The sequence below is a fragment of the Noviherbaspirillum sp. genome (genome assembly GCF_036846085.1).
In the GTDB taxonomy this organism is placed as follows: domain Bacteria; phylum Pseudomonadota; class Gammaproteobacteria; order Burkholderiales; family Burkholderiaceae_D; genus Noviherbaspirillum.
Genome location: NZ_DAIUCO010000038.1, coordinates 1 through 26,983, shown reverse-complemented (window position 1 = coordinate 26,983; position 26,983 = coordinate 1). Strand labels below are relative to the sequence as shown.

24 protein-coding genes and 2 pseudogenes are annotated in these 26,983 nt (G+C 59.7%); 13 read left to right on the top strand and 13 right to left on the bottom strand.

Features of this window, described 5'->3' with window-relative positions:
• Both V7080_RS06805 and pgeF read left to right on the top strand, forming a co-directional pair.
• Positions 1–225 (top strand): annotated as a pseudogene (locus V7080_RS06805) (RNA pseudouridine synthase); the annotation flags it as partial.
• 17 nt (positions 226–242) lie between these two features.
• Entirely contained in the window at positions 243–998 is a 756-nt protein-coding gene (pgeF, locus tag V7080_RS06800; RefSeq protein WP_334187651.1) for a peptidoglycan editing factor PgeF, read from the top strand.
• Between the two features lie 40 nt (positions 999–1,038).
• Here pgeF and V7080_RS06795 read toward each other — a convergent pair whose 3' ends face one another.
• Positions 1,039–1,284 (bottom strand): hypothetical protein, encoded by a 246-nt coding sequence (locus tag V7080_RS06795; protein WP_334187649.1) that lies wholly within the window; start codon positions 1,282–1,284, stop codon positions 1,039–1,041.
• A 53-nt stretch (positions 1,285–1,337) separates the two neighbouring features.
• Here V7080_RS06795 and phaC point away from each other — a divergent pair, with 53 nt between their 5' ends.
• The 5 genes from phaC (at position 1,338) to V7080_RS06770 (ending at position 6,935) form a co-directional block, all read left to right on the top strand.
• Complete coding sequence (gene phaC, locus V7080_RS06790) at positions 1,338–3,062, top strand: class I poly(R)-hydroxyalkanoic acid synthase (protein ID WP_334187648.1); 1,725 nt, start codon at positions 1,338–1,340, stop codon at positions 3,060–3,062.
• 149 nt (positions 3,063–3,211) lie between these two features.
• Positions 3,212–3,781, top strand: coding sequence for a polyhydroxyalkanoate synthesis repressor PhaR (gene phaR, locus V7080_RS06785; RefSeq protein ID WP_334187647.1), 570 nt, complete (start codon positions 3,212–3,214; stop codon positions 3,779–3,781).
• 100 nt (positions 3,782–3,881) lie between these two features.
• A complete protein-coding gene (rimO, locus tag V7080_RS06780) occupies positions 3,882–5,243 on the top strand; it encodes a 30S ribosomal protein S12 methylthiotransferase RimO (protein WP_334187646.1) in 1,362 nt (453 codons plus the stop codon).
• Entirely contained in the window at positions 5,244–5,705 is a 462-nt protein-coding gene (locus V7080_RS06775) for a hypothetical protein (RefSeq protein WP_334187645.1), read from the top strand. It abuts the gene before it with no gap.
• A 21-nt stretch (positions 5,706–5,726) separates the two neighbouring features.
• Positions 5,727–6,935: a cystathionine beta-lyase gene (locus V7080_RS06770; RefSeq protein WP_334187644.1), complete on the top strand. Its 1,209-nt coding sequence runs from the start codon at positions 5,727–5,729 to the stop codon at positions 6,933–6,935.
• A 38-nt stretch (positions 6,936–6,973) separates the two neighbouring features.
• Here the strand turns inward: V7080_RS06770 and V7080_RS06765 are convergent, their stop codons facing one another.
• The 4 genes from V7080_RS06765 to mfd form a co-directional block, all read right to left on the bottom strand.
• Positions 6,974–9,757 (bottom strand): EAL domain-containing protein, encoded by a 2,784-nt coding sequence (locus tag V7080_RS06765; protein ID WP_334187643.1) that lies wholly within the window; start codon positions 9,755–9,757, stop codon positions 6,974–6,976.
• A gap of 405 nt (positions 9,758–10,162) precedes the next feature.
• Positions 10,163–10,525: a DUF4870 family protein gene (locus V7080_RS06760; protein ID WP_334187642.1), complete on the bottom strand. Its 363-nt coding sequence runs from the start codon at positions 10,523–10,525 to the stop codon at positions 10,163–10,165.
• Positions 10,526–10,557: 32 nt separating this feature from the next.
• Positions 10,558–11,400 carry a phosphoserine phosphatase SerB gene (serB, locus tag V7080_RS06755; protein ID WP_334187641.1) on the bottom strand — a complete coding sequence of 281 codons (843 nt, stop codon included), beginning with the start codon at positions 11,398–11,400 and terminating at the stop codon, positions 10,558–10,560.
• Between the two features lie 33 nt (positions 11,401–11,433).
• Entirely contained in the window at positions 11,434–14,877 is a 3,444-nt protein-coding gene (gene mfd / locus V7080_RS06750; RefSeq protein ID WP_334187640.1) for a transcription-repair coupling factor, read from the bottom strand.
• A 194-nt stretch (positions 14,878–15,071) separates the two neighbouring features.
• Between mfd and ispD the strand changes: the two genes are divergently transcribed.
• Positions 15,072–15,770 (top strand): 2-C-methyl-D-erythritol 4-phosphate cytidylyltransferase, encoded by a 699-nt coding sequence (gene ispD / locus V7080_RS06745; RefSeq protein ID WP_334187639.1) that lies wholly within the window; start codon positions 15,072–15,074, stop codon positions 15,768–15,770.
• Positions 15,767–16,255: a 2-C-methyl-D-erythritol 2,4-cyclodiphosphate synthase gene (ispF, locus tag V7080_RS06740; RefSeq protein WP_334187638.1), complete on the top strand. Its 489-nt coding sequence runs from the start codon at positions 15,767–15,769 to the stop codon at positions 16,253–16,255. The genes ispD and ispF overlap by 4 nt, the downstream gene beginning before the upstream one ends.
• 6 nt (positions 16,256–16,261) lie before the next feature.
• Here ispF and V7080_RS06735 read toward each other — a convergent pair whose 3' ends face one another.
• Positions 16,262–16,462: a hypothetical protein gene (locus V7080_RS06735; protein ID WP_334187637.1), complete on the bottom strand. Its 201-nt coding sequence runs from the start codon at positions 16,460–16,462 to the stop codon at positions 16,262–16,264.
• A 402-nt stretch (positions 16,463–16,864) separates the two neighbouring features.
• Between V7080_RS06735 and V7080_RS06730 the strand changes: the two genes are divergently transcribed.
• From V7080_RS06730 to V7080_RS06720, 3 genes are all read left to right on the top strand, one after another.
• Complete coding sequence (locus V7080_RS06730) at positions 16,865–17,287, top strand: rubrerythrin family protein (RefSeq protein ID WP_334187650.1); 423 nt, start codon at positions 16,865–16,867, stop codon at positions 17,285–17,287.
• Positions 17,288–17,410: 123 nt separating this feature from the next.
• The gene (locus V7080_RS06725; RefSeq protein WP_334187636.1) at positions 17,411–18,748 is read left to right on the top strand and encodes a heterodisulfide reductase-related iron-sulfur binding cluster; all 1,338 of its coding nucleotides are present in this window, start codon (positions 17,411–17,413) and stop codon (positions 18,746–18,748) included.
• A gap of 26 nt (positions 18,749–18,774) precedes the next feature.
• Positions 18,775–19,356, top strand: a complete 582-nt coding sequence (locus tag V7080_RS06720; RefSeq protein ID WP_334187635.1) for a DUF3501 family protein — start codon at positions 18,775–18,777, stop codon at positions 19,354–19,356.
• 69 nt (positions 19,357–19,425) lie between these two features.
• On the opposite strand, the gene V7080_RS06715 is transcribed toward V7080_RS06720, so the two are convergent.
• Both V7080_RS06715 and ompR read right to left on the bottom strand, forming a co-directional pair.
• A complete protein-coding gene (locus V7080_RS06715; RefSeq protein ID WP_334187634.1) occupies positions 19,426–20,793 on the bottom strand; it encodes an ATP-binding protein in 1,368 nt (455 codons plus the stop codon).
• Between the two features lie 32 nt (positions 20,794–20,825).
• Positions 20,826–21,587, bottom strand: a complete 762-nt coding sequence (ompR, locus tag V7080_RS06710) for an osmolarity response regulator transcription factor OmpR (protein WP_334187633.1) — start codon at positions 21,585–21,587, stop codon at positions 20,826–20,828.
• Positions 21,588–21,856: 269 nt separating this feature from the next.
• Between ompR and V7080_RS06705 the strand changes: the two genes are divergently transcribed.
• Positions 21,857–22,195 carry a hypothetical protein gene (locus V7080_RS06705; RefSeq protein WP_334187632.1) on the top strand — a complete coding sequence of 113 codons (339 nt, stop codon included), beginning with the start codon at positions 21,857–21,859 and terminating at the stop codon, positions 22,193–22,195.
• Here V7080_RS06705 and V7080_RS06700 read toward each other — a convergent pair.
• The 5 genes and pseudogenes from V7080_RS06700 to V7080_RS06680 all read right to left on the bottom strand — a co-directional run.
• On the bottom strand, positions 22,177–23,070 hold the full coding sequence (locus V7080_RS06700; RefSeq protein ID WP_334187631.1) for a Rossmann-like and DUF2520 domain-containing protein: 894 nt from the start codon (positions 23,068–23,070) through the stop codon (positions 22,177–22,179). The genes V7080_RS06705 and V7080_RS06700 overlap by 19 nt on opposite strands.
• On the bottom strand, positions 23,067–23,627 hold the full coding sequence (locus tag V7080_RS06695; protein ID WP_334187630.1) for a GNAT family N-acetyltransferase: 561 nt from the start codon (positions 23,625–23,627) through the stop codon (positions 23,067–23,069). Before V7080_RS06695 ends, V7080_RS06700 begins: the two co-directional genes overlap by 4 nt.
• Before the next feature lie 13 nt (positions 23,628–23,640).
• Positions 23,641–24,729 carry a CaiB/BaiF CoA transferase family protein gene (locus V7080_RS06690; RefSeq protein WP_442947195.1) on the bottom strand — a complete coding sequence of 363 codons (1,089 nt, stop codon included), beginning with the start codon at positions 24,727–24,729 and terminating at the stop codon, positions 23,641–23,643.
• Entirely contained in the window at positions 24,726–26,693 is a 1,968-nt protein-coding gene (locus V7080_RS06685) for an ATP-binding cassette domain-containing protein (RefSeq protein WP_334187628.1), read from the bottom strand. Before V7080_RS06685 ends, V7080_RS06690 begins: the two co-directional genes overlap by 4 nt.
• Positions 26,690–26,983: pseudogene (locus V7080_RS06680) on the bottom strand (50S ribosomal protein L3 N(5)-glutamine methyltransferase); the annotation flags it as partial. The pseudogene V7080_RS06680 and the gene V7080_RS06685, both read right to left, overlap by 4 nt.

Below are 26,983 nucleotides of genomic sequence, written 5' to 3'. Positions count from 1 at the left end.
CACCAGATCCGTGTGCACATGCAGTCGATCGGCTTTCCGCTGGTGGGCGATTCGCTGTACGGCAAGCCGCACCTCGTCCCGGTATTCGGGCGGCAGGCACTTCACGCCTATCGGCTTGGCCTCCTGCACCCGACCTCAGGCAAGGAATGCGAATGGCAATCGCCGCTTGCGGAAGACTTTGCCGGGCTGCTCGCACGTGCGGGCATCGACGGAGAAATTCCTTGAATACAAAGCCGCCCGGCATGACGCACCTGATTTTCCCCGACTGGGACGTGCCTCTACCGCATGCCGGTGCCTTGTCCACAACGCGGCACGGAGGCGTAAGTCTCCCGCCGTACGATGATGGCGCCGGCGGAGGCGGCTTGAATCTTGGTGTTCATGTAGGGGACAGGCCGGAGCATGTGCGCCGGAACCGGGAGTTGCTGCGCACAATGTTGCCTGCGGAGCCCGCCTGGCTGACGCAGGTCCATGGCACAACGGTGGTCGACGCCGCAATTGCAACCGATGTGCCGCAGGCGGACGCGAGCGTCGCATCGCGTCCCGGCGTCGTCTGCGCAATCCAGACCGCTGACTGCCTGCCCGTGCTGTTCTGCGCGCTGAATGGCCGTGCGGTGGGCGCTGCGCACGCGGGCTGGCGTGGCCTTGCCGGAGGGGTACTCCAGAATACCGTCGACCGCATGCGTGCCATGGGCGCGGATGAGATCGTCGCCTGGCTTGGGCCTGCGATCGGGCCGGACTGTTTCGAAGTCGGGACGGACGTGTTGGATGCATTCGTCAGTAAGGATGTCGCGGTAAGGACCGCTTTTGTCCCGGTGGCGGGCAGCCCGGGTAAATATCTCGCCGATATCTATGCGTTGGCGCGCAGGGCGCTGGGTAATGCGGGCATCGATCGCGTAACCGGTGGCGGCAGTTGCACCGTCACCGGTCACGGCAACTTCTTTTCCTTTCGGCGGGATCGAACCACCGGCCGGATGGCCTCCTTGATCTGGCTCAAGTAATCGCTCTCGATTTGCTCGCAGGATACGCCACAATCAATACCTAAGGATCGACTTTGTCGGTCGCGGCATTGGCTCCATCGCCCGCTGCGCCGGTCGCTTCCAGCTGCTGCTGTTTTTCTCTGGCGGCCCGGTTGCGCTTGCGCTGCGGTGTGCCCATTAAGTATAGAATGACCGACAGAGGCAGGACGCCATAGAGCAGGAAGGTCATGATGCCGGCGACGACAGTACGTTCCGTGATCGACATCATGAACACGACATACATCCATGCAATGGCGACGATATACATAGCATCCGATTCCGAGACAAACCATAACCATACGCGAAAATAGAGAGCCAGGCATGAATACCTTTAACCCTCAAACCGCTCCTTCCGAATGGATGGCCCAATTGACCGATCCCGGCGCATGGCAGGCATGGCTCAAGCAGCCGCAGCCGGATATGAAACCGATGCTCTCGACGATGAGCGAGCTTGGCGCAAGTATCGAACCCGAGGTCATGTCCAAGCTCCAAAGCGATTATATGCAGCAGGTGACGACCCTCTGGCAGGATGTGCTGGCTGCGAAACCGCCGGCCATAGCGGATCGGCGCTTCGCCGCGCCGGAGTGGCAATCGAACAGCCTGTATGCCTTCAATGCCGCCGTCTATCTTCTGAATGCCCGCTTCCTGATGGCAATGGCCGACGCCGTGAAAACGACGCCGAAGGCCAGGCAGAAAATCCGCTTCGCCGTGCAGCAGATCGTGGATGCGATGTCGCCTGCCAATTTCCTGGTCACCAACCCCGAAGCCCAGCAGAAAATTATCGAGACGAAGGGCGAAAGCCTGACCAGGGGCATCGCGCATATGCTGGCCGACATGCAGAAGGGGCAGATATCGCAAACCGATGAGACTGCGTTTGAAGTCGGCAAGAATGTCGCGAACACGGAAGGCGCGGTGGTGTTCGAGAACGCGCTGTTCCAGTTGCTGCAATATAAGCCGTTGACCAAGACCGTTTACGAACGGCCGCTGTTGATGGTGCCGCCTTGCATCAACAAGTATTACATCCTCGATTTGCAGCCGGAAAATTCACTGGTTCGCCATGCCGTCGAGCAGGGGCATACGGTATTCCTCGTGTCCTGGCGCAATCCCGATGCGTCGATGGGCAAGACCACCTGGGATGAATACATCCAGGACGGCGTCACGAAGTCGATCGAGGTAGTTCAGGAAATTTCGGGCAGCGACCAGATCAATGCACTCGGGTTCTGCGTCGGCGGGACCTTGCTGTCCACCGCACTGGCTCTGCTGTATGGCCGCGGCGAAAAACCGGTAGCCAGCCTCACGCTGCTCACCACCTTGCTCGATTTTTCCGATCCCGGCGTGATCGAGGTATTCATCGACGAAACCCAGGTGGCGCTGCGTGAGCAGACCATCGGGCAGGGCGGACTCATGCCCGGGCGGGACTTTACCTCGGCCTTCTCCAGCCTGCGGCCGAACGACCTGGTATGGAACTACGTCAAGGCGAATTACCTGAAAGGCGAGGAGCCGCCGCCATTCGACTTACTGTACTGGAATGCGGACAGCACCAATTTGCCAGGACCGATGTTCTGCTTCTACCTGCGCAACATGTACCTTGAAAACAAGCTGAAGGATCCGGGTAAAGTGAATGTGGCAGGCGAAAAGGTCGACCTGTCGAAAATTGATACGCCCACTTTCATTTACGGCTCGCGGGAAGACCATATCGTTCCCTGGACGGCAGGGTATGCGGCCGTCGGACTCCTGAACCCGAAGAAACGCACGCGTAACCGTTTCGTCCTCGGCGCGTCGGGACATATCGCCGGGGTCATCAATCCGCCGGCCAAGAAGAAGCGCAGCTATTGGACCAACGATGACGTGCCGGCGACTCCGGATGAATGGATGAAGGGCGCGCAGGAACATCCTGGCAGCTGGTGGCCTGAATGGGTTGCGTTCCTGAAGGAGCATGCGGGCAAGCAGGTGAATGCACCGCGCAAACTGGGCAATGCCGAATACAAGCCGATTGAGCCGGCGCCAGGCAGGTATGTGAAGGTCAAGGCGGAACAAGGCAAGTAATTTACGTTGGCCGGTATTGCGCAGAGACAATAATGCAGTGCCGGATACACGACCCGCAGTTTTTTCAAACTATAATAAAGTCGTTATCCGAACGATTGTTCTTTTTTAGCGACATGACTGCGTAGCCACGCACCACAATGGGATTTTCGATGAATAGTGCAAAAAAGATTTCCGAGCGCTTGATCAAGAAGTATCCGAATCGCCGTCTTTACGACACGCAGACGAGTTCCTACATCACGCTCTCCGATGTCAAGCAATTGGTGCTCGACAGCGAGGACTTCACCGTCATCGATGCGAAGAGCGATGAGGACCTCACACGCAGCATCCTGCTGCAAATCATCCTGGAGGAGGAATCGAACGGCACCCCGATGTTTTCGAGCGGCGCCCTGTCGCAGATCATCCGTTATTACGGACACGCGATGCAGGGCATGATGGGTTCCTATCTCGAAAAGAACATCCAGGCCTTTATCGACATTCAGAACAAGCTCGCAGAAAGCTCGAAGGGGTTTTATGAAGGCAAGCCCTTCAGCCCCGAAATGTGGACCCAGTTCATGAACGTGCAGGGACCGATGATGCAGGGCATGATGAGCAACTACATCGAGCAGAGCAAGACGCTGTTCATCCAGATGCAGGAGCAGATGCAGAGCCAGACCAAGAACATGTTCGGCACGTTCCCGTTTCCCGGCACTCCGCCGAACAACGACAAGCCGAAGAGCTAGCGCAGGATTCGGCGCACCATGGCGGGATTGCGCTGATCCTGCAGGAAGGCGGCGCAGGTGAAGAGGGTACAATAGCGGATTCGCTTTGTACCCTTTTTCTATGTCCCACGATAATCAAACAGCACCAAAAGTCGGCTTTGTTTCCCTCGGTTGCCCCAAGGCGCTGGTCGACTCCGAGCAGATCCTGACGCAGTTGCGCGCCGAGGGTTATCAAACGGCCAAATCCTATGACGGCGCCGACCTGGTGATCGTCAATACCTGCGGTTTCATCGATGCCGCGGTGCAGGAATCCCTCGATGCGATCGGTGAAGCATTAAGCGAAAACGGCAAGGTCATCGTTACGGGTTGCCTGGGTGCAAAAAAGGATGCGTCCGGCAAGGACATCATCCAGAGCGTGCATCCAAAAGTGCTGGAAGTAACCGGTCCGCATGCGGTCGGTGAAGTCATGATGGCGGTGCACAAGCATCTTCCCAAGCCGCACGAACCCTTCATCGATCTGGTGCCTCCCCAAGGTATCAAGCTGACGCCGAAGCATTTTGCCTACCTGAAAATTTCCGAAGGCTGCAATCACCGCTGCAGTTTTTGCATCATCCCGTCGATGCGCGGCGACCTTGTTTCCCGGCCGATCGCGGATGTGATGCTGGAAGCGGAAAACCTGTTCAAGGCCGGCGTGAAGGAACTGCTGGTCATTTCCCAGGACACCAGCGCCTATGGCGTGGATGTGAAGTTCCGTACCGGTTTCTGGAACGGAAAGCCGGTACGGACCCATATGACGCAACTGGTCGGTGCGCTGGGTGAGTTGGCCGAAAGCTATGGCGCCTGGGTCCGCTTGCACTATGTATATCCCTATCCGCATGTCGACGATGTGATTCCCTTGATGGCGCAGGGCAGGGTGCTGCCGTATCTCGACGTGCCGCTGCAGCATGCCCATCCGGATGTCCTGAAGCGGATGAAGCGGCCTGCCAGCGGCGAGAAGAACATCGAACGTATCCAGGCGTGGCGCAAGATGTGCCCGGACATCACTATCCGGTCGACATTCATCGCCGGTTTCCCGGGCGAGACGGAGCAGGAATTCCAATACCTGCTCGACTTCCTGAAGGAAGCGGAAATCGATCGACTCGGCTGCTTTGCCTATTCACCGGTGGAGGGCGCGACGGCGAATCTGCTGGCTGATCCGGTGCCCGAAGAGGTCAGGGAAGAGCGACGCGGCCGGGTGATGGAACTGCAGGAAGGCATTTCGAAGAAGCGGTTGCAGGCAAAGGTCGGCAAGACGATGCGCGTGCTGATCGATGACCTCGACAGCAGCGGCGGCATTGGGCGATCGGTTGCCGATGCGCCGGAAATCGACGGCGTCGTGTATGTGAAGCCGCCTTATGAGCCGCATCGCAAGCTGAAAGTCGGCGAGTTCGTTGATGTCAGGATCACGGCGGCAGATGCCCACGATCTGTGGGCAGAAGCATAAATGGTGGTGCGCTTGAAACGCAGGATGCTGCTGGCAGCCGCGATGTTCTGCGCGTGTGCAATGTCGTTGCCGGCAGCCGGTGCGGATGCAGCCGCAGGGAAGGCCGCCCAATCGAAACCGGTGCCCAAGCCGGTTGTTTTGCGCGGCACGCTCGGTGACGCGCAGATTCAGATGGACTTGCGGCCCAAGGCGGATGTGGCCGAGGGATGGGAAGGACATTACTTCCTGTTCGGCCAGTCCGCGAAAATCTTGCTGGCCGGTGAATACGAAGACGGCGAAATCGCGATGGAAGAATCCGAGAACGGCACCGACGTTTCCGGCCAGTGGAACGGCAAATTCAGTGGCGATACTCTCGTCGGCGAGTGGATGTCGGTCAATGGCACCACCATCAAACCGTTCAAACTGAAGATTGTGCCGGAGACGGGGAAAGCCTCAGCACGTTCCGGCAAATCGAGCCAATAAGTTTCCATCCAGGGAGGTTGCGTGACCGATCGAAATTCGCCTCAGCAGAAATCCTTTCAAACCGCGCTTATCCATAACGAATACAAGGCGCCGGCCGGCTTCGGCGCATTTCCAACCGCGATCCATCATGCCTCGACGGTGCTGTTCAAGGACGTCGCGGCGCTGCGCTCGCGCAACTGGCAGGACAAGTCCTCCTACACCTATGGCCTGCACGGCACGCCGACCACCTTCACGCTGGAAGCGAGGCTGGCCGCCATTGAAGGCGGCGAGCACTGCCTGCTCGCGCCAAGCGGACTGGCTGCCATCGCGATGGTCGATCTGGCGCTGCTGAAGGCCGGTGACGATGTACTCATCCCGGACAACGTGTACAACCCGAACCGCGAGCTCGGCCGCTGGCTGTCGGAGGATTTCGGCATCACCGCACGATTTTACGATCCGCTGATCGGCGAGGGCATTGCCGCCATGATCCAGCCGAACACGCGATTGATCTGGACCGAAGCGCCCGGGTCGGTCACCATGGAAGTGCCGGATATTCCGGCCATCTGCCGGGCGGCGCGCGAGCGCAGCACGCCGGAGCGCAAGGTTGTGGTCGCGATCGACAACACCTGGTCCGCGGGGATTGCATTCAAGGCGTTCGATCACGGCGTCGATATCGTGATGCAGGCATTGACCAAGTACCAGTCCGGCGGCTCCGATGTGCTGATGGGCGCAGTGATCACGCGTGACCTCGACCTGAAACACAAAATCGAACTGGCGCACATGCGGCTCGGCCTGGGCGTCGGCGCCGACGATGCCTACCTGGTGATGCGCGGCCTGCCGACCATGCAGTTGCGGTTCAGTGCGCACGACGCTGGCGCCCGTACAGTCGCCAATTGGCTGAAGGCGCGCCCGGAAGTGTCCGCGGTCTTGCATCCCGCGCTGCCCGACTGCCCGGGTCATGAAACCTGGCAGCGGGATTTCACCGGCGCCGGAGGGTTGTTTTCGGTGATCTTCGACGGCCGTTATTCCGAAGCCATGACCGATCGTTTCATCGATAGCCTGACGCTGTTCAAGATCGGTTATAGCTGGGGCGGCGCCAACAGCCTCTGCGTACCGTACCGGGTCGCCGCCATGCGACGGAACTGGAAGCACGAAGGCCAACTGCTACGGTTCAATATCGGCCTGGAAGATCCGCAGGACCTGATCGCGGATATCGAACAGGCGCTCGCTGTGCTGCATCAGGCCGGTTGACGAATCGGGCGTACTGCGTTGTTCACTGCAAAGGCCGGCTAGACCGGCTGCGGTACCGCAACCTCGCTGTTCTGCTTTAGCAGGCGGGCAAAATCCTCCGCCGGGAGTGGACGACCGAAATAATAGCCCTGGATTTCGTCGCACCCGCGCTCGCGCAGGAAACTCAACTGTGCGGCGGTTTCAACCCCTTCGGCCACCACCATTGCCTTCAGGCTCTTGCCCATGGCGATGATGGCGTGCGCGATTGCCGCGTCCGCCTGGTCGTGTGGGATATCCTTGATGAAGGACCGGTCGATCTTAATGATGTCGACCTGGAACTGTTTCAGGTGGGAGAGGGAGGAATAACCGATCCCGAAATCGTCGATCGCGATCCTGATGCCCATGCTCCTGAGTTCGGACAGGACCTGCACCGTCCGCTCGGTGTCGTACATCATCATGCTTTCGGTGATTTCGAGTTCCAGCAGTGCCGGGTCCATGCCTGCATCCTTCAATACCCTTGCAGTTTCGGCCGCCAGGTTTTCATCGGTAAATTGCCTGGGCGACAGGTTGACCGCAATCCGCAGCGCGGGCAATCCCTGCTGTTGCCAGGCCCTGTTCTGGCTGCAGGCTTCGGTCAGGACCCATTTCGATAAGGGGACGATCAGTCCGGTCTCCTCCGCCAGCGGAATGAAATGCGCTGGCGATACCAGGCCCAGGTCCGGATGCTTCCAGCGTACAAGCGCCTCCATGCCGGTAATCGCACCGGTGCCGGCGTCGACCTTCGGCTGGTAGTGAAGGGCCAGCTCGCCGCCCTCGATGGCGCGGCGCAATGCGGCTTCCATCGCCAGCAGCTTGCTCGAATGGGAATCCATTTGCGACGAATAGAACTGGAACGTATTCTTGCCGCTTTGCTTGGCACGATACATCGCCATATCCGCATGCTTCATCAGCGTGAATCCATTGCGGCCGTCATCCGGGAAGAGGCTGATGCCGATGCTTGCGGTGATATGCACAGGCTGGCCGTCGAGCGAATGTTCGCGCACCATCGCGGAGAGAATCTTCTGGGCGATCTGGCCGATGCGCCCGCTGTCCGCCACTTCCTCGATCAGCACGACGAATTCGTCGCCGCCAAGCCGGGCGACGAAATGCCGGTCCGCACCCAGGCCGACAATATCTTCCGCCTGCATGCAGGCACTGATGCGGGCCGACATTTCCTGCAACAGGCGATCGCCGGCATCGTGCCCGAGACTGTCGTTCACATTCTTGAAGCGGTCGAGGTCGATGAAGAGAACCGCCATGCGCTTGTTGTGCCGCTGCGCCTGCGTGGTGGCATGATGAAGATGGTGGTTGAACATCGCCCGGTTGGGCAGGCCGGTCAGCGCGTCATGGTAGGCAAGGTGCTGGATATGTTCTTCCATTTCCTTGCGCTGGCTGATGTCGCGGACCAGCGAGAGCGTATGCTGCTGGCCGTCGATATTGATCGGCCCCATTCGGATCTCCACCGGAAAGGTGGTGCCGTCCTTGCGCATGTGCCGGCTTTCCAGTGCGACCGGTTTGCGGGATTTGACCTGCTCGTGCAGGTACTGCAGTTCATCGAGCGAGAGATCGACATCGATATCGGTCACCCGGCGCACAAGCAGCTCCTCGCGGGAATAACCGAGGCTGTCGCAACCATGCTGGTTGACGTCGAGGATATTGCCGTCGAGGTCGTGGACGTAGAAGCTGTCCGACGCCTGTTCGACGAGCGAGCGGAAATGCGCTTCACTTTCGCGCAAGGCATTTTCCGCCTGCTTGCGCTCGAAGAACTGGCCGATTTGACGGCCCATGATATGTGCGCTTTCCAGCACTTCGGAATCCGGGTTCTGCACGCGCCGGCGGAAAAATTCCATTACGCCGAGAATCTCGCCGCCCGCCTGGACGGGGAAGGCGAATGCCGCGTGCAGGCCGGTCTGGCGGGCTGCGTCCGCCCGCGGGAAATGCGGATCGAGCGTCACGTCTGCGATCCATACCGGCTCGCTCAACAGCAGCGTGCGACCAATGAGACCGGCGCAGGCCGGCAGATTGATGGTGTGCTTGGAATGCTGAAAAAAGTTGTCGAGCCCCGAGTGCTTGCTCAACCAGACCGCGGAGCGTTCAAATGCTTCCTTCTGCCGATTGAGCGTCCAGAGGGCGCCGCAGGCCCAGCCGGCGGTCTGGCAGATTGTCTCGAGCACCTTCGGCATGGTTTCCTCGATGGAGCGCGATTCTGCAAGCAGGCGGGTTACCGCATACTCCATCGACTGCCGTAGTTCGACAGCCTTGCGCTGGGTGACGTCTTCCACCGTTCCATGCAGCCGGATCACGAGTCCGTTGGCGTTCCTGGCAGGTTGTCCAGCGATGCGTATCCAGCGTGTTTCGCCTTCGGCAAGGTATAGCCGAATGGCGATATCGAAGTCCAAACCCAGCAACAAGGCGTTATGAATTGCCGTCTTCAGCGGCCGGCGGTCTTTCCGCTGCACACGTTTCAGAAGGGTGCGATAGCCGGGAGTACAACCTTGTGGCAGGGACAGCGCATGAAAGCATTCCTCCGAGCAGCGCAAGCGGCCGCTGGACAGCGTGAACGACCAATTGCCCAGCCGGGCGATGCGTTGCGCCTCCTCCAACCGTTCGTACAGCACCTGCATCTTGCGCAATGACACTTGCTGCGTTTGTTCCATGAGTGAACGCTGGCGGTCTGCCTGCTCATATGCCAGGTTGACCTGATCGAGGAACTGGCGCCATTGGCCGAACGTGGCGGGCAGCGACCCGGCCTCCAGGCCAAGCGTCCGGAGCTGCAGCGACAGGAGGCGGTGCGTGGAGGCCAAGGTAGTCAACGAAGCGTGCGGCACACGCTGGACAGTGGACGAATTGCCGTAAAACAGCGATGCAGCGACGAGAGGTCGTGCTTAGAGGGGTTTGCGCAATGGCGCACAGTGCCGCAGCCTGCTTTGGGACGCATGGCGGTGTTGCTCGTCGCTTGTGTGGCTCGCCACACGGCACTCCTCCCGCCTTGCCCTGCACCCCAAATCAGCCCGCGTCTTCCGCACACCATTGCGCGAACCGCTCTAAAGCTTTTATTGTCAGGCCACGGGACCGCCCTGGGTATCATTGCTCTCTCGCTGGTTTTTACAGAATGACAATAGATTACACCGATCAAAAACCGATTGCCAGCGTTAAACCATGCGAATCAACCCAAGGGTGAGTTTTTCATGCTTTCGGGCAATTTTCGGTCAAACCGGCATTGCCTTGTTGTCGTTCAGGTCAACCAGGCCCTTGATCAGCCGGTAAGCCTTCCATACCCAAGCCAGAGTCCAGACCAGCCACGCGACAGGAGCGCCGATGATGGTGATGAAAAGAAGGCCGCCGATGGTCATCCAGAACAGATACCACCAGAAAGACCGGATCTGCCAGCTATGGTGGCTCCGCACGAATGTGCCGGCCGCATCATCGCGTTTCACGTAGTTCAGTATCAACGGGATCCATGAAAACAGTCCCAGCGAAAACACGAAACTGATGCCATGGAATATATACAGCCAGAATGCGAGATTCTTGGACGATTGCAACCGGGTATCAAAAACGAGCTCCTGTGCCATGGTGACTCCTTGGTTGGCCCCGGCTGGGGCGGTTATGCGAATAATGACAAGATGCCGTCCAAGCCCACAAAGTTCAAGGCCACATCGGCCTGGGCACGCACCACCGGCTTGGCCCGGAATGCCACCGACAAGCCGGAAATGCCCATCATCTTCAAATCATTCGCGCCATCGCCCATGACGATTGCGCGGCTGGCGGGTATGCCAAGCTCAGCGCACACCCGCTCGACGGTATTTTTTTTCTCATCGGCATCAACGATTCCGCCGGTCACGCGGCCGGTCAGCTTTCCGTCGACAATTTCCAGCAGGTTCGAATTGGCGTAATCAAGTCCCAGCCGGCTCCTGATCCGGTCGGTAAAGAAGGTGAAGCCGCCCGAGACTAACAGGGTCTTGATCCCGGCATGCTTGACGGCCGCGAGCATGCTTTCCGCGCCAAGCGATAGTTGCAGGCGCTCGTCGTATACCCGTTGCAGTGCCGAGGCGTCCAACCCTTTCAACAAGGCAACCCGCCGTATCAGGCTCTCCTTGAACTCGATCTCGCCGCGCATTGCCGATTCGGTGATTTCGGCGACCTGGGGCTTCAGGCCCTGCATGTCGGCGATCTCATCGATGCATTCGATGGTGATCAGCGTGGAATCCATGTCCATCGCCAGAAGGCCGAAATCGGCCAGATGACGGCCGGGTTCGATGAATGTGCAGTCCAGTGCGGCGGGCAGGCATTCCGCTTCGATGCGTGCCTTGATGCCGGCCGAGAAGGCGGTCTGCTCGCAACGGTAGGCATGCTCGCCGACTTGCACGATGCGTTGCGCATCCGCCAGTGCGGCGATGCGATCGATGGTCGGCCGGTCCGTCGCCAGGCCCTGCAGAATCAAGTTCATTGTTGAGTTGCTCGGTTCAAGATTGAAAGTAAGTCATGTCAGCGACCGGATGGCCGTCTTCACCTGCGTGACGCGCGCCGCCAGATCCGGCATGCTGGCCGTGATGCGCAGCTTGTCCTGTCCGTTCAGCTTGATATGCCGGTTCTTCTGGATCAGCTCGATGATGCGCATCGCATCGATCGGCGGATTGGGTTCGAACTGGAGGACCGCCGATTCCGCATGGGCATCGATCTTCACGATACCGACGGGTTTTGCGGCGATGCGCAGGCGATGCGTCTCGATCAGCGCCTTGACCGCCTCCGGCATCTTGCCGAAGCGGTCGATCAGCTCTTCCTGCAGGTCGTCGATGGCGCCCGACGTCTGGCAGTTGGCCATGCGCTTGTACAGCGACAGGCGTTCGTGCACATCCCCGCAGTAGTCGTTCGGCAGCAGGGCGGGTACATGGAGGTTGATTTCGGTAGTGGTCGACAGCGGTGCCGCGAGGTCGGGTTCCTTGCCGTTTTTCAGTGAGCGCACCGCCTCGTTCAGCATGTCGGAGTAGAGCTGGAAGCCGATTTCATGCATCTCGCCGGACTGGTTTTCTCCCAATACTTCGCCGGCGCCGCGGATTTCCAGGTCATGCATGGCAAGGTAGAAGCCGCTGCCGAGTTCCTCCATCTGCTGGATCGCTTCCAGGCGCCGCTGCGCCTGCTTCGTGAGGCTTTGCACGTCGTGCACAAGAAGGTAGGCATACGCCTGGTGATGCGAGCGCCCGACCCGCCCGCGCAGCTGGTGCAGCTGTGCCAGGCCGAACTTGTCGGCGCGATGCATGATGATGGTATTGGCAGTCGGCACGTCGATGCCGGTCTCGATGATGGTGGTGCACAGCAGGATGTTGAAGCGCTGCGAGACGAAGTCCCGCATGACCTTTTCGAGGTCCCGTTCATGCATCTGGCCATGGGCCACCGCGACGCGTGCCTCGGGCAGCAGCCGTTCCAGCATTTCCCTGCGGTTCTGGATCGTCTCGACCTCGTTATGCAGGAAGTACACCTGTCCGCCACGCTTGAGTTCGCGCAGGCAGGCTTCCCGGATCACCGACTCGTCCTCCCGGCGAACGAAGGTCTTGATCGCAAGGCGCTTCTGCGGCGCCGTTGCGATGATCGAGAAGTCCCGCAGGCCTTCGAGCGCCATGCCGAGCGTACGCGGGATCGGCGTGGCGGTCAGCGTCAGCACATCGACTTCCGCCCGCAGCGCCTTCAATGCTTCCTTCTGGCGCACGCCGAACCGGTGTTCCTCGTCGATGATCACCAGCCCCAGCCTCGAGAATTTGACTTCGTTCGACAGCAACTTGTGCGTGCCAATCACGATATCGATCGTGCCGTCCGCCATGCCCTTGATGGCCTGCGTGACTTCCTTGCCGGTCCGGAAGCGGGACAGTTCCGCGATCTTGACCGGCCAGTCGGCGAAACGATCGGCGAATGTTTGCGCATGCTGCTCGGCAAGAAGGGTGGTCGGCGCGAGGATGGCCACCTGTTTGCCGCCCATCACCGCCACGAAAGCGGCGCGCAACGCCACTTCCGTCTTGCCGAATCCGACATCGCCGCAAATCAGCCGGTCCATCGGCCTGCCGCCCGTCATGTCCTTGATGACTGCATTGATGGCGGCGCCCTGGTCGGCGGTTTCCTCGAAGCCGAAGCTTTCGGCAAACGCCTCGTAATCGCGCGCCGAATACTGGAACGCATGTCCCTGACGCAGCGCCCGCCGGGCATACAGGTTGAGCAGCTCGGCAGCGGTGTCGCGGATTTGCTGGGCGGCTTTCCGCTTGGCCTTTTCCCATTGTCCGGAACCGAGCGCATGCAAGGGGGCTTCTTCGGGCGATGCGCCGGAATAGCGGGAAATGACATGCAGCTGCGACACCGGCACGTACAGCTTGGTGTCCTTTGCGTATTCGAGATGCAGGAATTCGGTTTCGCCTTCGCCGAGGTCCATGCTCAGCAAGCCCATATAGCGCCCGATGCCATGGTTCACATGCACCACCGGATCGCCGATCTTCAGCTCCGACAGGTCGCGCACCATGGACTCGACCTGGGTGACCGCTTCCTGCTTCCGCCTGCCGGGCCGGCGGCCGGACCCGGCGTAGAGCTCCGTTTCGGTGATGAAGACCAGGCCGCCGAGATCGTCGCTGAGTTCGAAACCTGCCTGCAGCGGCGCGACGCCGAGCATTAACTTGTCCGACGCGGTTTCGAAATCCGCCAGTCCGTCGCAGACGGTCAGCGGCAATGCATATTCGGCGAAGTACTGTTGCAGCGTTTCGCGCCGCCCGCCGGAATCGGCGCAGATCAGCGCCCGTTTTCCGGTCTGCAGCAAATACGACCGGAGGTTGGCAAGCGGATCGTCCATGCGCCGGTTGACGGCGATGTTCGGCAGCGGCGCGGAAATTTCGGATGCCGTATCGCCATGCTGGACCGCCCAGCGGCCGAAAGGCTTGGCGAGCGTAAAGAAATCGTCCGACGTGAGAAACAGGCTTTCCGGCGTCAGGAGCGGCCGCTCGCGGTCGGCCTTGAGGAAGCGGTAACGCGACTGGGTGTCGGTCCAGAAGCGCTGGATTGCCGCGTCGATATCGCCGACCAGCGCAAATGCGGTGCCGTCGGGAAGATACTGGAACAGGGTTGCCGTTTCCTCAAAGAACAGCGGCAGGTAGTATTCGATGCCTGCGGAAGCAATGCCGTTGCCGATGTCCTTGTAGATCGGCGATCGCGACGGATCGCCTTCGAACACTTCGCGCCAGCGGCTGCGGAATGCGGTGCGCGCCGTTTCATCCATCGGGAATTCCCGGCCTGGCAGCAAACGGACTTCGGGCACGGGGTACAGTGATCTTTGGGTATCCGCATCGAAGGTGCGTATGGTCTCGATCGTATCGCCGAACAGATCGATCCGGTAAGGCAGGACCGAGCCCATCGGAAACAGGTCGATCAAGCCACCGCGTACCGAGTATTCGCCGGGAGACATCACCTGGCTGACGTGGGTGTAGCCGGCCAGAGTCAGCTGTGCTTTCAGCCGCGCTTCATCGAGCGTTTCACCCTGCTTGAAGAAGAAGGTGTAGGCGGCGAGAAAGGATGGCGGCGCCATGCGTAACAGCGCCGTGGTGGCCGGGACGATCAGCACGTCACTTTGTCCGCTGCGGATTTCATGCAGGGTTGCAAGCCGCTCGGACACCAGATCCTGGTGGGGCGAAAAGGCGTCGTAGGGCAGGGTTTCCCAATCGGGCAACAAATGGCAGCGCAGCTTCGCCTGCTCGGTGTCGCCAAACCAGGGGATCTCCGACAGCAGGCGCTGGGCGTCGGTGGCATTGGCCGCAACCACGGCCAGCATCCGCCGTTCGCCTTTCAGGATTTTGGCTGCCTCTGCCAGCATGAACGCATCGGCTGACCCGTGCACTGCAGGCAGTGCGAATCGTTGGCCAGGCTTGGGAAGGGATTTTTTCAGGTCAAATGACATCAGGTAGCGACATTCGGCATGTCAGGGCGGCGAGCTTCGGGATCCCGGAACGGCGGTAATCCGGAAGGCGAAATTATAATCCATGGACCGGTACGGCATTGCGACGACAGCGTTCCTTGTGCCTTGAAGGACCACCCTGGGGTATCATCATGCCGGCCTACAATCTTCGAGTTGCTCCGCATCTCTGCGTTCCCATGACCACTCCCCGTTACTTTGCCTTGGTTCCCGCAGCAGGCGTCGGCGCCCGGATGGAAAGCGCCAGCCCGAAACAGTATCTTCCGATCGCGGGCAAGCCGATGCTGCGGCATGTGCTGGACACGTTCGCCGCCTCCGATGCCATCGCGCATACCTTTGTCGTCGTGAGCGCTTCCGATGGCTATATTCATGAATTGATGAATGAGGGCATGCATCTCGCCAACCGTGTGACCGTATTGTCTTGCGGCGGCGCGACACGCCAGCAGTCCGTGCTCAACGGCCTGCACGAGATGCGAGAGCAGGTGGGCAACGAAGACTGGGTACTGGTGCATGACGCCGCCCGTCCGGGATTGACCCTGCAGCTGATCGATGCGCTGATCGACGTGCTGCGCGAGGATGCGGTCGGCGGTCTGCTTGCCCTGCCGGTGGTCGATACAATGAAACGGGCCGACGCTGACGGCCGGGCGCTGGCGACCGTGGCCCGCGACGGCCTGTGGGCCGCACAGACACCCCAGATGTTTCGCTACGGCCTGTTGCGCCAGGCGCTGGAGCAGGTCGATCACTGCACCGACGAGGCAAGCGCGATCGAGGCGCTTGGGTTGCACCCGAAGCTTGTTGCCGGGAGTCCGCGCAATTTCAAGATCACCTTGCCGCAGGACGTTGCGCTCGCCGAAATTTATTTGAAAGGGTTTTCATGACGCTACCGGCATTCCGGATCGGGCAGGGCTATGACTGTCATGCACTGGTCCCCGACCGCAAACTCATCATCGGCGGGGTTGCCATCCCGCACAAAACGGGGCTGCTTGGCCATTCGGATGCGGATGTATTGCTGCATGCAATCACCGATGCGCTGTTCGGTGCCGCCGCGCTGGGCGATATCGGGAGGCATTTTCCCGACACCGATCCGCAATTCTCCGGTGCCGACTCGCGGGTGCTGCTGGCCGAGGCCGGACGGCGTGTCGGCGTGGCAGGATTCGCCATCGGCAATATCGACGCCACCATCATCGCGCAGGCGCCGAAAATGGCGCCGCATATCGCGCGGATGATCGCCAATATCGCGGAAGACCTGCGCCTCGACTCGGGGCAGGTAAATATCAAGGCGAAGACCAACGAGAAGCTTGGCTATCTCGGCCGGGAAGAAGGTATCGCGGCCGAAGCCATTGCGCTGATCTACAGGAAATAGCTACAACTAACCGCCGCCAATTCCGCTCGTGACATGGCCGGTGCCGGCGCAGTTCGGACATTCCGCTCCGTCCCGCAACTTGCCGGTGCCGCTGCACTCATCGCACAAATCGTCTCCGGTGCCAGGGGTTCCCGGCGCCGCTTCATCGCCCGGTTTCAGATTAACCGGCTTACCCTGCTCGGCGCCGGTGGATGGTGAGGTGCTCATGAAGTCTCCTTTTGATGCGTTTGGTGCGCCGCCTTCAGGCAAATAGACCGACGTTCTCACACCACTGGAGTCAGATCGCTTTTCTCAGGCGCGTACGCTGGGTAGATTGTCCTCCCAACAAGAAGTTCACCTGCCGGGTGTGACTCACCGGAGGCCATGCCAAAGCGAAAAACCCACATCCAGATGTCCGGTATCGGCAAGCAAAACCTTTCATTGCATAAATATCAATTGCATTTTGCAATGTGCAATATTGAAATTGCCAATTTGAGCTTTGACTTTTTCCATCCCACAATCGGTTTGGAATTCCGGAATCTTTTTCCGGATTTTTTCAGGACCTGTCCTGCGTCGGCGGTTCGAAAGACCACCGCCATCCCACAGCGGTTATCCCATGAGGAGATTTCCATGCCAAATCTTAAAGGATCGAGAACCGAGGCGAATCTGAAGGCTGCTTTCGCCGGCGAATCACAAGCAAATCGCCGCTACCTCTATTTCGCGAACAAAGCAGACATTGAAGGCCAAAACGACGTTGCAGCGTTATTCCGTTCGACCGCAGAAGGCGAGACCGGCCATGCACATGGCCACCTTGAGTACCTTGAGACGGTGGGCGACCCGGCGACCGGCCTTCCGATCGGGTCTTCCCGGCAAAACCTCCAAGCTGCCGTCGCCGGTGAAACCCATGAGTACACCGACATGTATCCGGGCATGGCGAAGGCAGCGCGCGAAGAAGGTTTCGATGAAATTGCCGATTGGTTCGAGACGCTGGCGAAGGCGGAGCGCTCGCATGCCAATCGCTATCAGAAGGCGCTTGACGCCCTGGTCGACTGACATCACGACTGCGTCGCATCCCGTCCTGACCGCGGGATGCAGGCCCTGCCTTGCGATGGGTGCGCGGTGATGCGCCGGCACCCGGGCGGGGCTTCTCTCCTCAATGCACATGAAGGAGCGCTCATGTCGAACCGCGAAGGCAACCTCGAGGCACCGACCCGTCATCCGCTCGATTGGAAGGGCGATGATTTTTACGACGAGGCATCGCTCAACAAGGAGATGGAACGGGTCTTCGACATCTGCCATGGTTGCCGCCGCTGTGTGTCGCTGTGCGGCTCCTTTCCGACCTTGTTCGACCTGGTCGACAATTCCTCCACCATGGAAGTCGACGGGGTGGATATCAAGGATTTCCGGAAGGTCGTTGACCAATGTTATCTGTGCGACGTGTGCTACATGACGAAATGCCCGTACACGCCGCCGCATTCTTGGAATCTGGATTTTCCGCACCTCATGCTGCGGGCAAAGGCCGTCAAGTTCAAAAAAGGGGAAGTCGGTTTGCGCGATAAGTTTTTGTCGAACACCGATGGACTGGGCATGTTCGCCGGCATACCGATCGTTACCCGGACGATCAATGCGGTGAACGGCACCAAAGCCGCTCGCAAGCTGATGGAGGATGCGATCGGCGTCGACAGGAATGCATGGCTTCCCGGCTTCGCGAGCAGGAAATTCCGGTCCGGCGCTTCGCCATCGGCCGCGCACCCGGTCCGCAATGGCGCGCTCACGCCGGGAAAAGTCGCGATCTATTCGACCTGCTACATCAATTTCAACGAGCCCGGCATCGGACATGATCTGCTGGCCATCCTCGACCACAATGCAATTCCGTATGTACTCGTCGAAAAGGAGGCCTGTTGCGGAATGCCGAAGCTTGAACAGGGCGACCTGGAAAGCGTGGCCGAAAAGAAGAACATCAATATTCCCCACCTGGCGGAACTGGCCCGTGAAGGCTATGCGATCCTGGCCCCGATTCCCTCCTGCACGCTGATGTACAAGCAGGAGTTGCCGTTGATGTTTCCGGACGACGAGGACACGCAGCTTGTGAAGGAGGCCATGTGGGATCCGTTTGAATACCTTGTTTCCCGCAATCGTGACGGCCTCCTGCGGACGGATTTCAAAGAGGCGCTCGGCAACGTGTCCTACCATGTTCCGTGTCATGCTCGCGTGCAGAACGTCGGCCGCAAGACCGCTGATATGCTGCAACTGGTGCCCGACACCAAACTCAACATCGTCGAGCGCTGTTCCGGCCATGCAGGCACCTTTGGCGTGAAGAAGGAGTTCCATGCCACAGCGATGAAGATCGGCAAGCCGGTATTCAAGGCAATGGCGAATAACGAGCCCGATTACATCTCGTCCGATTGCCAGCTGGCCGGCCACCATATCGAACAGGGCATGCGCGAAGCAGGGCTCGAGCGGGCCGAGATGGCGCATCCGCTTTCATTGCTGCGCAAGGCCTACGGCATCTGACTCCTCCGGCGAAGACAGGATAAAACATGGCAATCACCCGCGACAGTTTGATGACCCTGGAAGCCTACTCCAAGGCGCGACCTATCCTGCGCAAGGAAATCATCGACCACAAGAAGCTGCGCACGATCCACCTCGGCGAGCATGTGTCGCTTCTGTTCGAGGACGAGCATACGATCCGCTACCAGGTGCAGGAAATGCTGCGCATCGAGAAAATCTTCGATGAAGAAGGCATACAGTCGGAACTCGATGCCTACAATCCGCTGCTGCCGGACGGCAGCAATTTCAAAGCGACGATGCTGATCGAATATGCAAGCGAGACGGAGCGGAAAGCGGCTCTGGCGAAGCTGATCGGTATCGAAGACCACTTGTTCGTCCAGGTAGAAGGACAGCCGCGTGTCTATGCGATCGCCGACGAGGATCTCGACAGGGAGAACGCCGAAAAAACGTCGGCGGTGCACTTCGTCCGGTTCGAACTCACCGACGCGATGAAAAGTACACTCAAGGGTGGAGCGCAGCTCATGCTCGGATGCGATCATCCGAACTATCCCGCACATATCGAAGAAATTTCTCAAGAAACGCTGGCAGCGCTGCTCAATGATCTGACGTGATGAAGCTGAACATCGCCGGCGACCTCGGCGCGAAATCGTTTACCTGTTGACCATTCCCGGATGACGGGTTCAATCGCTATCCGATGCAGCCTGCTTTCCGCCCAGGGGGAGCGATATCCTGACCGCAAGGCCGCCGCTGCTGCGGTTCTGCAGTCGCAACAAACCACCGTGACGTTTGACAACCCGATCGACGATCGCCAGTCCGAGCCCGGCACCGTTGGCCTGGCTCCGCGCGGTATCCATGCGGGTGAATGGCCGGATAAGGCGTTCCATGTCCTGTTCGGGTACACCCGGACCGTGGTCTCCGACTTCAACAATCGCCTTGTCGCCTTCGATATGGCATGCCAGGTCGATTTCGGTGATGTCGATCCCGGCGGTCCTGCCGTAACGGCGGGCATTCTCGATCAGATTGTTGACTACCCGGCGCAGGTCGGTGGGATTGCCGCGTACTTCCACGCCGGGCATGATCGCAGTCTTGACGGTGGTGTCCGGGAGCCGTTCCGTCTCACGCCCGATGTCCGCGATCAATGTACTGATATCGATCGGTACGAAGCTTGCAACATCGGTCGGTTTTGCGTAGTCGAGGAACTGCCCGATGATGGCATCCATCTGCGAGAGATCCGATTGCATGCCGAGCCGCGCATCGTCTGGGAGTTTCGCCATTTCGACTTCAAGCTGCATGCGTGCGAGCGGCGTCCGCAAGTCGTGAGAGATGCCGGCCAGAATGACGGCACGATCGGACTCGACGCGATTCAGATCGCTGACCATCTGGTTGAAGCTGCGATTGGCTTCCTTGATTTCCGTCGGCCCTTTTTCTGGCAAGGGATCAGGCTGCTTGCCCTTGGCGATTGCCCGCGTCGCCGTGGTCAACTGCGCAAGCGGCTGGTTGATCAAACGGGAAATGAATACCGCGCCGAGCAATGCCAGCAAAAACGTCATCGTGCCCCAGCCGATCCATTGAATGCCGGACACCCGTTCGATACGGTCCCGGTCCAGCCGCAGCCAGTATTCATCGTCCTCGATCTTGAAGCTGACCCAGAAGCCCGCTACGTCGTTCACCTTTGCCGCGAACTTGGTATCTTCGCCGAGCCGCGCTCTTACGTCGGTTTGTAGAACGGGCTGCAGGCCGGTGTAGGGCGGTTGGACGACCACATCCGTTTTTTCGAGCGGATAGATACGAATGCCTTCGTTGCTTGCGAGGTCGAAAAGCAATTCCCGCCGCAGATCCGGTGCCGAGTGCGTGAGTGCGGCGCGGGTAACGGTCACGATGGAAATGACCTGGGCAGCCAATTGCTGCGCGCGCGGCGTTCGCTCCACCATGCGAAAGCTCACCACCCATGCGGCAAGACTGGCGGTGATGAGGAAGGAAAGGAGGAAGAAAGTCCGCCAGAACAGGCCGCTGCGCAGCCAGCCCAGGCGGTTAGTGGCTAAAAGCATCGAATGAAGTATCGGCAGGCGACGGCCATGGCTTAACGAGGCTGGCCTTCCGGAATGAAGACATAACCCAGGCCCCATACCGTCTGGATGTAGATCGGATTGGACGGATCCGGTTCGATCAGCTTGCGCAGGCGGGATATTTGTACGTCGAGGCTGCGATCGAAGACTTCATATTCGCGACCGCGTGCGAGTTCCATCAGCTTTTCGCGCGACAGCGGCTGGCGGGCATGGCGGGCAAATACCTTCAATACCGAAAATTCACCGGTCGTGAGCGAAATCGACTCGCCGCTTTTCTTCAATGTGCGGGTGCCGAGATCGAGAATGAAATCGCCGAACTGGAACGTCTGCGGAGTCTCCGACGGCGCGCCGGGAATTTCGTCCGGCCCTTTGCGGCGTAATACCGCGTTGATGCGGGCGACGAGCTCTCGTGGATTGAATGGTTTCGGAAGGTAATCGTCCGCACCCATTTCAAGGCCGACGATGCGGTCCACGTCTTCCCCTTTCGCCGTCAGCATGATGATGGGTGTTTCATCGCCGGCGCCGCGCAGCCGGCGGCAAATGGACAGGCCGTCTTCGCCCGGCAGCATCAGATCCAGGACCAGCAGGTCGTAGCGTTCCCGTATCCACAGCTTGTTCATCGCTTGTGCGTTTTCCGCGGTGACGACGTTGAAGCCCTGCTCGGCGAGATAGCGGCGCAGGAGGTCACGCAGCCGAAGGTCATCGTCGACCACCAGGATGCGGCCCTGATGCGTATTGGTGGCATGCGCGGATGCGCTGCCCGTTGAATTTGTCATAGTCATGGCGCTATGGTAATGGTAGAGAACAGGTCACAAATAGCGGTGACGCAAAGCATTACAAAGTGTTACAAACTTTACCTTAATGGACTTAGCCTCTCTGGCGATGAGGCATACACTGCGTATTAATGAATGCCAAGCCGCAGACTTGGATTTCCCAGTCCGGGCTTCTTGAAAACATTGCAGGATAAACGATAAATATCCCGAAAATGTCGTGTATGAATATGGGTGCTAAACAAATCTTTGTCGCGTCGATGTTGATTTTAAGCATGGGCGACGTATTTGCGCAAGGTGCGGCAAACCACGGCCGCACCGTGCAGCACTTCGGCACCGCGGCATTTTTTTACACGCAGAAGGCAGGTGCGGAAAAGATCGAGCCGGGCATGGACCAGATCCAGCGTGATGCCCAGCAGCGCGACCAAGAGCGCCGGCGATCACGGGATTCGGGCTTGCCTGACAGCAGCGGTTCCGGCGATCCGGCCGATAATCAGGCCAACGCCACATCCGAAGTCAACCGCAGGCAAGGCAAGCTCAGCCTTGAAGAACGGCGCGCATTGCGGCGGCAGATCGATGAAGCCGGCCACGATATTTATGCGCCGAAGCGGTGACCTTCCTTTTTCCTTTCTTCCTCCGTCATGAATGCCTGATGCGGCTGGCCGGCAAGTTCGGCAGTCAACCTCGCTAACTGGCGATACAGCTCCCCGAATTTTTCGTCCCAGCGATTCACGGCCACAAGCTGCGCTGTTGCGGCATCAAGGTCGCCGCGCGCGATCGGGCCGGTCAATGCTCGCGATGGACCCAGGTGAATCACGTTCTCGACCGTGTTGCGCACCAACGGTCCGAGCAATTGCAGCGCGAGTTCGGACGGGATGCCTGCCTGCTCAAAGGCCTGCCGGGCAACATCCAGCAACGTGACCAGGTAATTCGACGCAAACACGGCTGCCGCATGGTAGACCTGCTTCTGGCCGCCTTCGATCGGTACCAGCCGGGCGCCGATCAGGTCGAGCAATGGATAAAGTGCTTCAAGGGCGGCAACATCGCCCTCGATACCACAATATGTGCCGCGGAAATCCGCCGCCACTTGTTCCGGTGCTGCGAAACTCCTGATCGGGTGAACGCTGGCGACCACCGCGCCGGCATTTCTGGCGGACCGAAGTACCGAAGATTCGAGCGCGCCGCTGCAGTGGAATACCACAGATTCCTTCGCGAGTCCGCCGCTGTTCGCCAATGCTTCGCAGGCAGCCTCGATCTGGTGATCTCCTGCGGCGATCATGTAAAAATCTGCCGGCGAAAGATCGCCGAAACCCGTGGCGGCGCGACCTGCGCCGAGAAAGGAAACCGCCTCCAGCGTACTCGTTGGCGACCGGTTGAGGACGTCCAGAATTTCCATCTTCGCATCCGTGGCCAGACACCGGCCCATCGCCTTGCCCACCTTTCCGCACCCGATGATGGTGAGCGTCTTCTTTGCTGTGGAAGTAGTCATGGAGCGCTCCTTGCGAGCCATTCATTCCGGAGCAGCGAATAGCAATTCAAATCATGAAATCGACCGCCCCAGCATGCCTGTTCGCGATGCACGCCTTCGAAACGAAAGCCCAGTCTTTCCGCAAGTTTGATGGACGGGAAATTATCGGGATGCGTCTCTGCCTGCACCCTGTGCAAGCCCATGTCGTTGAAGCCATAGTCGAGGATGGCTTGAACGGCTTCCAGCATCAGGCCCTGTCCGCTGCAATCCGGCGCTATTTCGTAGCCGATGACGCAATTGCACCAGCTCTTGTTCCAGCGGAACAACCCGCAGGTGCCGATCAGCCGGCCGTCGTCACGCCGTTCCAGCCCCCAACGAAAGCCGCTGCCTGCGGCATGCCAGCTTACGAACATTTCGGCAAGCTGGAGCGCCTCATAGCGCTCGGTAATCGGTTCAACACCATACCACTGCATCCAGTTCCGGTCTGAATGAATGGCGTATAGCGCATCCACATCCTGCGGCAGTATTTGCCTGAGCACAAGGCGTGGCGTAACGATCTGGGGAAAAGGGGAATGCATCGAGGCCGGTTGCTCAGCTACTGAATTTGATCGCCGGCGCAAGCGCCCAGAATTCACCCTCGGTGGGATGCTCGCGGCGCGCAACCATCTGCCGGGCCTGGAACAGCGGATGTGCGATAGCTTCGTCAGCCCGCAGTACCGGCGTGATACAGCAGTCGATCGTGGCGAACTTCCGGGTCCAGAACGCCTGCGTTTCTCCTGCGAAGATGCCATCGAGTTCGGCCTTGACCTGCATGGCATCGGCGCCGCCGATCGCTTGTCCGCAACTCCAATGCCTTGTCTTCAGATCCGCACGGCCGAGCGCATCGCAAGCGGCTTCCCAGAATTTGAGCTCCAGCGCGCCGACCGCCATGAAGCGATCATCCTTCGTACGGTACACGTTGTAGCAAGGAACGCCTCCGGTCAGCAGGTCGCGTCCCGGCGGAGTAGTGCGTCCGGCATTATTGACGGCAACCAGCGGCATGATGTTGTGGGCGAAGACCGCATCCGTCATCGATACGTCGACAAAGCTGCCGATGCCTGTCGTCTTTGCCCGCAGCAGTGCCGCCAGCATGCCCTGCACGGCAGTCTGCGCCCCACCCAGGAGATCGCCGATCTGCAGGTTGGGCAGCGCGGGCACGCCGTCGGTGCCGACGTTCTGTTCGAGCATGCCGGCATAGCCGATGTAATTGATGTCATGGCCCGCCAGATGTGCCATCGGTCCGTCCTGTCCGTAGCCGGATATGGCGCACATCACCAGCTTTGGATTGCGTCCTTTCAGGATTGGCCAACCCAGCCCGAGCTTGTCCATCACGCCGGGACGGAAGCTTTCGACGACAATATCCGCGGTTTCCACGAGTCGCAGGAATTCATCCCGTTGCGAAGCCTGCTTGAGGTCGAGCCGAAGAAATTGCTTGCCGCGATTGACTGCGACGAAGAATTGTGACACTTCCTTGCGAACCGGACCCATGGCCCGGGCGTAGTCGCCGATACCCGGGTCCTCGATCTTGATTACGTCCGCACCCATGTCGGCCAGGTGCTGGGTGGCGACCGGACCCGGCAGTAGCCGCGTCAGGTCCAGCACGCGGATGCCTTCGAGCGGCCTGTCTGCGCGGGCGGTCACGATAGCTGCTCCAATGCTTCCTGCTGTTCGAGCCATTCGGTTTCGAGCTGTTCGAGTTCCTTGGCGAGATACGCCTGATCAAGAATCAGCGCCTTGAGTTCTTCCTTGTTGGCGTCGTCATAGATGGCCGGATCGGCAAGTCGCGCATCGACGCTTTCCTTCCGGGCGGTGAGTTTCGCCAACTGTTCGTCGAGCCGCTTGATGCGGGATTCGATTGGCTTCTTCAGGCTGGAAAGGCGCTGGCGCTCCTCCGCCTCGATGCGCCGGCGCTCCTGCTTGTCCTCACGGGATGGCGGGGCAACGGCAGATGCGGGTGCCGCTGCCGCCGCGGTGGGGGAGGGTAGCGCCGCATCGGTCTTGCCGAGCTTGGTCTTGAAGAGCCAGTCCTTGTAATCATCCAGGTCGCCGTCGAACGGCTGCAGCTTGCCGTCGGCCACGATGAGGAACTGGTCGGTCGTGGCGCGGAGCAGGTGTCGGTCGTGCGATACCAGCACCAGCGTTCCTTCAAACTGCGCCAACGCCATCGTCAATGCTTCACGTGTTTCGAGATCGAGGTGGTTGGTCGGTTCGTCCAGCAGCAGGAGGTTGGGCCGTTGCCAGACGATGAGCGCCAGCGCCAGTCGTGCTTTCTCGCCGCCGGAGAACGGGGCGATCTTGCTGGTCACCATCTCGCCGCCAAAATTAAAGCTGCCGAGGAAGTTGCGCAGTTCCTGTTCGCGCACGTTGGGCGCAATTTTCGCCAGGTGCCAGAGCGGCGACTCGTCGTGGCGAAGCATTTCCACCTGGTGCTGGGCGAAATAGCCGATTACCAGTCCCTTGCCGAGCCGCGCATCTCCCGCCAGGGGCAAAATGTCGCCGGCGATGGTTTTGATCAGCGTTGATTTGCCGGCGCCATTGACGCCAAGCAGGCCGATGCGCTGACCGGTCTGCAGGGAAAAATTGATGCTGGAAACGATCTTCTTTCCGGCGGGCTCGCCGTCGATGCGATAGCCGGCGTCGACATCCTCCATCACCAGCAAGGGATTGGGCGCACTGAGCGGTTCGCGGAACTCGAAGGAAAACTCCGCCGCGGCCCGCAAAGGTGCGAGTTCTTCCATTTTCGCCAGCATCTTCATCCGGCTTTGCGCCTGCTTCGCCTTGGTTGCCTTGGCCTTGAACCGGTCGATGAAGGATTGCAGGTGGGCGCGCTGGCGCGTCTGCTTCTCGATCGCGGCCTGCGTCAGGGCAAGCTGCGCCGCCCGCTGACGTTCGAAGGAGCTGTAATTGCCGGAATAGCGCTTGAGCTTGCGTTCATCGATATGGACGATGACGTTCACCACGCCGTCGAGGAAGTCGCGGTCGTGCGAAATGATGACCAGCGTTCCTTCGTAGCGCTTCAGCCAGTCTTCCAGCCAGATGATGGCGTCGAGATCGAGGTGGTTGGTAGGTTCGTCGAGCAGCAGCAGGTCGGACGGACACATGAGCGCTTGCGCAAGGTTAAGTCGCATGCGCCAGCCGCCGGAAAAACTGGCAACCGGTTGCCGCATCTGGTCCAGTGAAAAACCGAGGCCGGTGAGCAATTGCTCGGCGCGGGACTGCACGGTGTAGGCGTCGGCATCGGCAAGAGCTGCATGCAATTCGGCGATCCGGGTGCCGTTCTCCGCGCTGTCCTTCTGCTGCTCCGCCTGCGCGAGTTCGGCTTCCACCCGGCGTAGTTCGGCATCGCCGTCAATGGCATATTCCAAGGCCGGGCGGTCGAGCGCCGGGGTTTCCTGCGCAACATAGGCCATCCGCCATTTTGCGGGAAAGTCGACATTGCCCTGGTCGGCATGCAATTCGCCGCGCAGCAATGCAAACAAACTTGATTTGCCGGCGCCGTTGGCGCCGATCAGGCCGATCTTGTCGCCCGGATTGAGCGTCAGGTCCGCATTGTCGAGCAAGGGCTTGACGCCGCGGATCAGGCTGACTTGTTGAAAACGGATCATTGCAATTGGTCTGCGGTGAGCAGGAAAACCATGTCGTCCCCGGCACTGGTCGAGAGCCAGGTAAGTTCGAGTTCGGGGAAGGCAGCTTCCGCATGCGCGCGTTCGTTGCCGATTTCGACGATCAGCACGCCGTTCCCGGTCAGCCTGTCCGCTGCGCCTTCCACGATCTTTCGTACCAGGTCCATGCCATCGTCCCCGCCGGCCAGTGCGATCTGCGGTTCATGCAGGTACTCTTTCGGCAACTTGCTCATCGAGCCGGCATTTACATAGGGCGGATTGCTGATGATGAC

Excerpts from the sequence above, each read along its gene's own strand:
- ispF (WP_334187638.1), top strand. The coding sequence starts at position 15,767 with ATGACGCTACCGGCATTCCGGATCGGGCAGGGCTATGACTGTCATGCA.
- phaR (WP_334187647.1), top strand. The coding sequence starts at position 3,212 with ATGAATAGTGCAAAAAAGATTTCCGAGCGCTTGATCAAGAAGTATCCG.
- V7080_RS06775 (WP_334187645.1), top strand. The coding sequence starts at position 5,244 with ATGGTGGTGCGCTTGAAACGCAGGATGCTGCTGGCAGCCGCGATGTTC.
- phaC (WP_334187648.1), top strand. The coding sequence starts at position 1,338 with ATGAATACCTTTAACCCTCAAACCGCTCCTTCCGAATGGATGGCCCAA.
- mfd (WP_334187640.1), bottom strand. The coding sequence starts at position 14,877 with ATGTCATTTGACCTGAAAAAATCCCTTCCCAAGCCTGGCCAACGATTC.
- V7080_RS06700 (WP_334187631.1), bottom strand. The coding sequence starts at position 23,070 with ATGACTACTTCCACAGCAAAGAAGACGCTCACCATCATCGGGTGCGGA.
- V7080_RS06735 (WP_334187637.1), bottom strand. The coding sequence starts at position 16,462 with ATGAGCACCTCACCATCCACCGGCGCCGAGCAGGGTAAGCCGGTTAAT.
- V7080_RS06720 (WP_334187635.1), top strand. The coding sequence starts at position 18,775 with ATGGCAATCACCCGCGACAGTTTGATGACCCTGGAAGCCTACTCCAAG.
- serB (WP_334187641.1), bottom strand. The coding sequence starts at position 11,400 with ATGAACTTGATTCTGCAGGGCCTGGCGACGGACCGGCCGACCATCGAT.
- V7080_RS06760 (WP_334187642.1), bottom strand. The coding sequence starts at position 10,525 with ATGGCACAGGAGCTCGTTTTTGATACCCGGTTGCAATCGTCCAAGAAT.
- V7080_RS06725 (WP_334187636.1), top strand. The coding sequence starts at position 17,411 with ATGTCGAACCGCGAAGGCAACCTCGAGGCACCGACCCGTCATCCGCTC.
- pgeF (WP_334187651.1), top strand. The coding sequence starts at position 243 with ATGACGCACCTGATTTTCCCCGACTGGGACGTGCCTCTACCGCATGCC.
- V7080_RS06715 (WP_334187634.1), bottom strand. The coding sequence starts at position 20,793 with ATGCTTTTAGCCACTAACCGCCTGGGCTGGCTGCGCAGCGGCCTGTTC.
- V7080_RS06795 (WP_334187649.1), bottom strand. The coding sequence starts at position 1,284 with ATGTATATCGTCGCCATTGCATGGATGTATGTCGTGTTCATGATGTCG.
- V7080_RS06685 (WP_334187628.1), bottom strand. The coding sequence starts at position 26,693 with ATGATCCGTTTTCAACAAGTCAGCCTGATCCGCGGCGTCAAGCCCTTG.
- rimO (WP_334187646.1), top strand. The coding sequence starts at position 3,882 with ATGTCCCACGATAATCAAACAGCACCAAAAGTCGGCTTTGTTTCCCTC.
- V7080_RS06695 (WP_334187630.1), bottom strand. The coding sequence starts at position 23,627 with ATGCATTCCCCTTTTCCCCAGATCGTTACGCCACGCCTTGTGCTCAGG.
- V7080_RS06730 (WP_334187650.1), top strand. The coding sequence starts at position 16,865 with ATGCCAAATCTTAAAGGATCGAGAACCGAGGCGAATCTGAAGGCTGCT.
- ompR (WP_334187633.1), bottom strand. The coding sequence starts at position 21,587 with ATGACAAATTCAACGGGCAGCGCATCCGCGCATGCCACCAATACGCAT.
- V7080_RS06705 (WP_334187632.1), top strand. The coding sequence starts at position 21,857 with ATGGGCGACGTATTTGCGCAAGGTGCGGCAAACCACGGCCGCACCGTG.
- ispD (WP_334187639.1), top strand. The coding sequence starts at position 15,072 with ATGACCACTCCCCGTTACTTTGCCTTGGTTCCCGCAGCAGGCGTCGGC.